Origin of the sequence: Microbacterium maritypicum MF109, from assembly GCF_000455825.1 — a bacterium.
Lineage (GTDB): Bacteria > Actinomycetota > Actinomycetes > Actinomycetales > Microbacteriaceae > Microbacterium > Microbacterium maritypicum_A.
The window spans coordinates 1-7,082 of the sequence record NZ_ATAO01000203.1 but is presented as its reverse complement, the minus strand read 5'-3'; the positions used below and the strand labels follow the sequence as shown (position 1 = coordinate 7,082).

General features: G+C 67.6%; 6 protein-coding genes and 1 tRNA gene. 4 read left to right on the top strand and 3 right to left on the bottom strand.

The features are described 5' to 3' along the window. Positions 1 to 2,243: UPF0182 family membrane protein (locus L687_RS34300; RefSeq protein WP_021200360.1), on the top strand; the 2,243-nt coding region annotated here is incomplete at its 5' end. A 73-nt stretch (positions 2,244 to 2,316) separates the two neighbouring features. Here the strand turns inward: L687_RS34300 and L687_RS34295 are convergent. Continuing rightward, a complete protein-coding gene (locus L687_RS34295; RefSeq protein WP_021200359.1) occupies positions 2,317 to 2,661 on the bottom strand; it encodes an ArsR/SmtB family transcription factor in 345 nt (114 codons plus the stop codon). A gap of 83 nt (positions 2,662 to 2,744) precedes the next feature. Here L687_RS34295 and L687_RS34290 point away from each other — a divergent pair, with 83 nt between their 5' ends. Both L687_RS34290 and L687_RS34285 read left to right on the top strand, forming a co-directional pair. After that, on the top strand, positions 2,745 to 4,112 hold the full coding sequence (locus L687_RS34290; protein WP_021200358.1) for an FAD-dependent oxidoreductase: 1,368 nt from the start codon (positions 2,745 to 2,747) through the stop codon (positions 4,110 to 4,112). Continuing rightward, positions 4,109 to 4,516: an arsenate reductase ArsC gene (locus L687_RS34285; protein WP_021200357.1), complete on the top strand. Its 408-nt coding sequence runs from the start codon at positions 4,109 to 4,111 to the stop codon at positions 4,514 to 4,516. The genes L687_RS34290 and L687_RS34285 overlap by 4 nt, the downstream gene beginning before the upstream one ends. 106 nt (positions 4,517 to 4,622) lie before the next feature. On the opposite strand, the gene L687_RS34280 is transcribed toward L687_RS34285, so the two are convergent. Next, a tRNA-Met gene (locus tag L687_RS34280) sits at positions 4,623 to 4,696 on the bottom strand. Positions 4,697 to 4,791: 95 nt separating this feature from the next. Between L687_RS34280 and L687_RS34275 the strand changes: the two genes are divergently transcribed. Further along, a complete protein-coding gene (locus tag L687_RS34275) occupies positions 4,792 to 5,643 on the top strand; it encodes a carbon-nitrogen hydrolase family protein (protein ID WP_021200356.1) in 852 nt (283 codons plus the stop codon). Positions 5,644 to 5,650: 7 nt separating this feature from the next. On the opposite strand, the gene L687_RS34270 is transcribed toward L687_RS34275, so the two are convergent. Next, positions 5,651 to 6,853 carry an aminotransferase class I/II-fold pyridoxal phosphate-dependent enzyme gene (locus tag L687_RS34270; protein WP_021200355.1) on the bottom strand — a complete coding sequence of 401 codons (1,203 nt, stop codon included), beginning with the start codon at positions 6,851 to 6,853 and terminating at the stop codon, positions 5,651 to 5,653. Positions 6,854 to 7,082: the final 229 nt, after the last annotated feature.

Genomic DNA, 7,082 nt, shown 5'->3' with positions numbered 1-7,082 from the left:
GGAGCCTCTGGCTCGATCAGTACAAGACGCTCGTCGAGCCCGACGACCGCATCACGGGCGCGGCGTACACGGGCGTGAACGCGACGATCCCGGGTCTCGCTATCCTCGCGATCATCGCCGCCGTCGTCGCGATCCTCTTCTTCGTCACCGCCGTCATCGGCCGCTGGCGCTTCCCGCTGGCCGCGACGGCGCTGCTCATCGTGGCGTCGCTCGTCGTCGGCGTGGGATACCCGTGGGTGGTCACCACCTTCCAGGTGAAGCCGAACCAGAACGCCTACCAGGCCGAGTACTACCAGCGGAACATCGACGGCACGAAGGAGGCGTACGGGGTCGCGGACCTCGAGACCACGCCCTTCGCCGCCAAGACCGACGCAGAGGCGGGGCAGCTGCGCGCCGACGCCGAGACCACCGCCTCGACGCGCATCATGGACCCGAAGGTCATCCCGCCGACGGTACGCCAGCTCGAGCAGTACCGCGGGTACTACCAGTTCCAGACGACGATGGACGTCGACCGGTACGAGATCGACGGGAAGATGCAGGACACCGTGGTTTCCGTGCGCGACCTCGACATGTCCGGACTCGGCGACGGCGACAACTGGAACAACCGCGTCGCGGTCTACACCCACGGCTACGGCCTCGTCGCAGCCGCCGGAAACCAGCGCACCACGGACGGCGAACCGGTGTTCCTCGAGCGCGGCATCCCCACCTCCGGGTTCCTGTCGGATCGCGAGAACTTCGAGCCGCGCGTGTACTTCGGCGAGAACTCGCCCGAGTACTCGATCGTCGGCGCCCCCGAGGGGTCGGAGCCTGCGGAGATCGACTACCCGCGCGGCAAGGACGGCTCGAGCGAGACGAAGACCACGTTCGAGGGGAACGGTGGTCCGAAGATCGGTGACACGTTCACGAAGCTCCTCTACGCGCTGAAGTTCCAGTCCGAGCAGATCCTGTTCTCGAACCTGGTGAACGAGGACTCGCAGATCCTCTACGACCGCGATCCCAAGACGCGCGTCCAGAAGGTGGCGCCGTACCTCGAGCTCGACAGCGACCCGTACCCGAGCGTGGTGGACGGCCGCATCGTCTGGATCGTCGACGGCTACACCACGAGTCAGACGTACCCGTACTCGACGAGCGTGAGCCTGTCGGATGCGATCGCCGACTCCAACATCCCGTCGCCGACGCTCGCCATCGACGACATCAACTACATCCGCAACTCGGTCAAGGCGACGGTCGACGCCTACGACGGCTCCGTGACGCTCTACGCGTGGGACGACGAGGACCCGGTGCTGAAGACCTGGCAGAAGGTCTACCCGTCGACGGTGAAGCCGATCAGCGAGATGTCCGGCGAGCTCATGAGCCACGTGCGCTACCCGACCGACCTGTTCAAGGTGCAGCGTGACATCCTCGGGGTCTACCACGTCGACAAGGCCGGATCGTTCGCCCAGCAGGACAACCGGTGGCAGACGCCGAACGACCCGCGCAGCGAATCGATGCTGCAGCCGCCGTATTACCTGACCATGCAGATGCCGGGGCAGGACACTCCGAGATTCTCGATGTTCTCGACGTTCATCCCGAACTCGCAGGGCGCGGGTGGAAGCCGTGACGTGCTGATGGGCTACCTCGCGGTCGATTCGGACGCCGGCTCGGAGAAGGGCAAGAAGGCAGAAGGTTACGGCCAGCTGCGCATGCTCGAGATCGACACCGACACGACCGTCCCCGGCCCCGGTCAGGTGCAGAACACCTACAACTCGGACACGTCCGTGGTGCCTCAGCTCAACCTGCTGCAGCAGGGGGAGTCCGAGGTCATCTACGGCAACCTGCTGACACTGCCCGTCGGTGGCGGTCTGCTCTACGTGCAGCCCGTGTACGTGCAGTCGTCCGAGGGGACGCAGCTGCCTCGACTGCAGAAGGTGCTGGTCGCCTTCGGTGACCGCGTGGCCTTCGAGAACACGCTCACCGAAGCCCTCGATACCCTCTTCGGCGGTGACTCCGGTGCAACCGGCGGCGATGACACGGTCGAACCTGATCCGGACGCTCAGGTGCCCGATACCGGCGAGGTGCCGACGACGGAGCCCACGCAGCCCACGGGGGCCGAGGCGGAGGCGCTGGCGGCTGCGCAGTCTGCCTTGGTCGACCGTGAGACGGCACTGAAGGCGGGAGACCTCGCGAAGTTCGCCGAGGCGGACGAGCGCCTCACCGCAGCGGTGCAGAAGCTGATCGAGCTCGACTCCGCCGCAGGCAACTGATTCGAGACATCCGCATCGAATGGGCGTCCCTCCGGGGGCGCCCATTCGCGTCTCTCCGGTGGCCCTTCCTCGGTCAGGCGGGCCGAAGTGCGGCGGAGGCGGCGTCGATGGCCTCGACGTCGAGGGAGAAGTACGCCCAACGTCCACGCTGCTCGCGCCTGACGAGTCCCGCGTCGGAGAGGAGCTTCATGTGGTGAGAAACGGTGCCCTGAGAGAGCCCGACGGGCTCCGTGAGATCGCAGATGCACGCCTCCCCGCCGTCACCGGCGGCGATGAGGGAGAGCAGACGCACGCGGGTCGGATCTCCCAGCGCCTTGAACACGCGCGCCACCCTCTCGGCTTCCTCGGTGCTGATGGTCGAGGTGATGCGCGGTACGCAGCAGGAGGTGCCGGCGTCGATCGTGGCAGGGAAGGTCATAGGACCATGCTACCCACGTATTGACAAACATCGATAGATCACGCACTGTGGTCATATCGAAGTTCATCAATGTAAGGAACGTGATGTCCGAGCTTCCCGTCGTCGTCATCGGCGCAGGCCCCCAGGGGCTGGCCGTCGCCGCACACCTCACCGAGCGCGGGTGCGATGTGATCGTGTTGGAACGTGGGTCGGGCCCCGCCACCGCGGTCTCCGAGTGGGGGCACGTGCGCTTGTTCTCCCGCTGGCCCGAGCTGACCGATGCGGCCTCCCGTCGCCTGCTGGAACCCTCGGGATGGACCGCTCCGACGGACGGGTATCCGACCGGCGCGGAGTGGATCGTGCGGTATCTCGCGCCCCTCGCTGATGTGCTGGGGGAGCGGGTCCGCTACTCGACGACGGTCACCGGCGTCGCGCGCAAGGGGCGGGACCGTGTGGTCGAGAGCGGTCGCGCAGGACAGCCCTTCGTCGTTCATGCGATCGGCGCGGATGGCGAAGAACTCCGGATCGGTGCACGTGCCGTCGTGGATGCGAGCGGTACCTGGGGGCGCCCCAATCCGGCCGGAGCCGAGGGGCTCCCCGCGATCGGCGAGACAGGCTTCGCCTCGCATATCTCCTACCGGATTCCGGATGATGTCACGGCCCAGGCCGGGCGGCACGTGGTCGTCATCGGGTCCGGGCACTCCGCCATGCACACCGTGCTGCGCCTGACCGCGTTGGCGCGACGACACCCCGGTACACGGGTCTCATGGCTGATGCGCCGGGGAAAGGCGGCGTCCCGCCTGCTCGGTGGCGCAACGGGCGATGCGCTTCCCGAGCGCGCGGCGCTGGGCGCGCGGGCTCGAAAAGTCATCGAGTCCGGTCTCGTCGATGTCATCCAGGGCTTCCGCGTCGCGGAGTTCCGCGCGGACGAAGAGGGTCTCACGATCATTGCGGACAGCGGAGGTGCGGTGAGGGGCGTCTCGCACGTGTTCGCCTTGACGGGGTTCCGTCCCGACCTCGGCATGCTCTCGGAGGTGCGTGTGGCATGGGACCCCACTCTGGAGGCGGTGGCCGGCATCGCCGCGGACATCGACCCGAACGTCCACTCCTGCGGGTCGGTCGGGGCGACAGGGGCGGTCGAGCTCACCCAGCCGGAAGACGATTTCTATATCATCGGCGCGAAGAGCTACGGGCGTGCGCCCACATTCCTGGCGCTCACGGGATTCGAGCAGGCACGCAGCGTCGCCGCACAGCTCGCGGGCGACCTGATCGCCGCGCGGAGCACGCAGCTCACCCTGCCTGCGACGGGTGTCTGCGGGGGATCGGGTGACTTCGATGGCGAAGGCGGCGGCTGCTGTGGGAATCCCCTCGTCCAGGTCGGCACGGTTCGGGCGAGAATGGAGTTGATTCCGGCAACCGCCGATCACGCCGCAGAGAATTCCGACAGCACGCCCGCGAGGAGCATCGGATGACCGACGTACCCGTCAAGCCCTCCGTCCTCTTCGTCTGCGTGCACAACGCCGGCCGCTCGCAGATGGCCGCGGGTTTCCTGCGTGACATCGCGGGGGATCGGATCGACGTGCGCTCTGCCGGTTCCCTGCCCGCGGATCAGATCAACCCGGTCGCGGTGGAAGCCATGGCCGAGCTCGGTGTCGACATCACGGCGGAATCGCCCAAGGTGCTGACCACCGAAGCCGTGCAGGCCTCCGATGTCGTGATCACGATGGGCTGTGGCGATGCCTGCCCGTTCTTCCCGGGAAAGCGCTATGAGGACTGGGAGCTCGACGATCCTGCCGGACAGGGGATCGACGCCGTGCGACCGATCCGGGACGACATCCGCGCCCGGATCGAACGTCTGGTGGCCGACCTGATCTGAGCCGGGTGCGACGCACTCGATCGAATCCGATCGAGTGCGTCGCACGCGAAGCAAAGCGAAAGGCCCCCTGACCTGGATTTCTCCGAGTCAGAGGGCCTTTCATTTGTTGCGGGGACAGGATTTGAACCTGCGACCTCCGGGTTATGAGCCCGGCGAGCTACCGAACTGCTCCACCCCGCGGCACAAGAAGTAACTTATCACGGATTCCGGAGTCGGTCGAATCGAGAGGGCATCGGGACGACGTCCCGGGCGTGTCGATGCGAGAGGATGGAGTCATGTCCGAGATCGCAGCCGTCCCCGTCGCCGTGTGCCAGTTCGCGCCCACCGCATCCCGAGCCGACAACCGCGAGCGGATCGCCGAATTGACGGCCGATGCCGCCGCGCGTGGTGCGAAGCTGGTCGTGTTCCCGGAGTACTCGAGCTACTTCGTGGATCCTCTGGACGAGAGCCTCGCGGCGAACGCCGAGGACCTCGATGGGGAGTTCGTCGCGACCTTGGCCGCTCTGGCCGCCGAGTACGCCGTCGTGATCGTCGCCGGTCTCGCGGAGCGGGCCGCGGACGGTGAGCGGGTGCGGAACTCCGTCGTGGCGGTGCGCGGCGACGGCATACTCGCCGTGTACCGCAAGCAGCATCTGTACGACGCATTCGGGCAGCGGGAGTCCGACTGGGTCGAACCGGGTGAGCTGGGCCCAGCGGCCACCTTTGACCTCGGCGGTCTGCGCTTCGGACTCATGACCTGCTACGACCTCCGCTTCCCCGAGGTGGCCCGTTCGCTCGTCGATGCGCAGACCGACGCCCTCGTCGTGCCGGCGGAGTGGGTCAGAGGACCGCTCAAGGAGCATCACTGGACCACGCTGCTCGCCGCCCGTGCGATCGAGAACACCGTCTATGTGATCGCCGCGGACCACCCGACTCCGATCGGCGTTGGACATTCGCAGGTCATCGATCCGCAGGGCGTGATCCTCGCCGGTGTGGGCACTGCTCCCGGGATCGCGGTCGCCGTGGTGGAGGGGGAGACGATCGCGCGCGTGCGGGCGACGAACCCGTCGCTGCGGGTGCGGCGCTACGCGGTCGTGCCGCGTGACACCGTCCCCGGCGGGGCGGTCGCCCCCGGGGCTCCCTCCTGATCCGCGGTCAGGCGGAGAAGCCTGCGAGACGCGCAGCCGCCTCGTCGAGCACGTCGACGCGCTTGCAGGCCGCGAAGCGCACCAGGCCCGAGTACTCGCCCCGGTGCGCCTCGGAGACGAAGGCCGTAAGGGGGATCGCGACGACGCCCGCGCGTTCCGGCAGAGCGCGGCAGAACGCTGCGGCGTCCGCGCCGCCCAGTGCGGTCGCATCGGCGACGGTGAAGTAGCCGCCCTGCGGGGCGTGCACGGTGAATCCGGCCTCCCTCAACCCGGCTCCGAGGATCTCGTGCTTTCGCGCGAGCGCGGCGGCCGCATCCGCGAAGTACGCGTCGTCCATCCGCAGCCCCACAGCGATGGCAGGCTGGAAGGGGGAGCCGTTCACATACGTGAGGTACTGCTTCACCGTCAGCACGGCCGTGATGAGCGCGGCCGGTCCGTGCACCCAGCCGATCTTCCATCCCGTCGTGGAGAAGGTCTTGCCGGCGGACGAGATGGTCAGTGTGCGCTCGGCCGCTCCGGGGAGGGTCGCGATCGGCGTGTGCGGCGCATGGAAGGCCAAGTGCTCGTACACCTCGTCGGTGACGATGATCGCGTCGTGCCTCTCCGCCAGACGCACCACCTCGCTGAGAACCTCGCGCCCGAACACCGCGCCCGTGGGATTGTGCGGGTCGTTGACCAGGATGATCCTGGTGCGGTCGGTCACCGCTGCCGCGAGTCGGTCGAGGTCGGGCTGGAAGTCCGGGGCCCGCAGCGGGACGGTGCGAAGGCGCGCCCCCGCGAGAGCCACGGCTGCGGCGTAGGAGTCGTAGTACGGCTCGAACACGACCACCTCGTCGTCCGGGCTGTCGATCAGCGCCAGCAGGGTCGCGGTCAGCGCTTCCGTCGCCCCGGCCGTCACGATCACCTCGCGTGTGGGATCGACGGTCAACCCGTAGAAGCGACGCTGATGAGCGCTGATGGCGTCGAGGAGATCCGGGGTTCCGCGACCGGGAGGATATTGGTTCGCTCCATCTGCGATGGCCTGTCGCGCCGCCTCCAGCACCGCTGCGGGACCGTCTTCGTCGGGGAAACCCTGACCGAGATTGATCGCTCCGGTTCGGGCCGCTGCTGCCGACATCTCTGCGAAGATGGTGGGCGCGACGGTTCCGTCCGCAGCGAGCAGACCTGCACCCGCTGCTGTACGACGCCATGCGCCGGGAATGACACTCATGAAGAACAGGCTAAGGCCATAGCTGAAACTCATCTTCGGCATAAGGAACGCACAGATACAGGCGTCATTCTGAAATGGTCGTCGAAGGAGCACACACCATGAACGAAGACAACCCCCAGGACCAGTCGGCACCCGCGTCGAACGACGCCGTGCCGTCCACCGAGGCCGCAGAGGTCGCCGCTCAGTCGGCGACGGATGCCGCCGCTGACAACGCCACACCGGCGCCCGC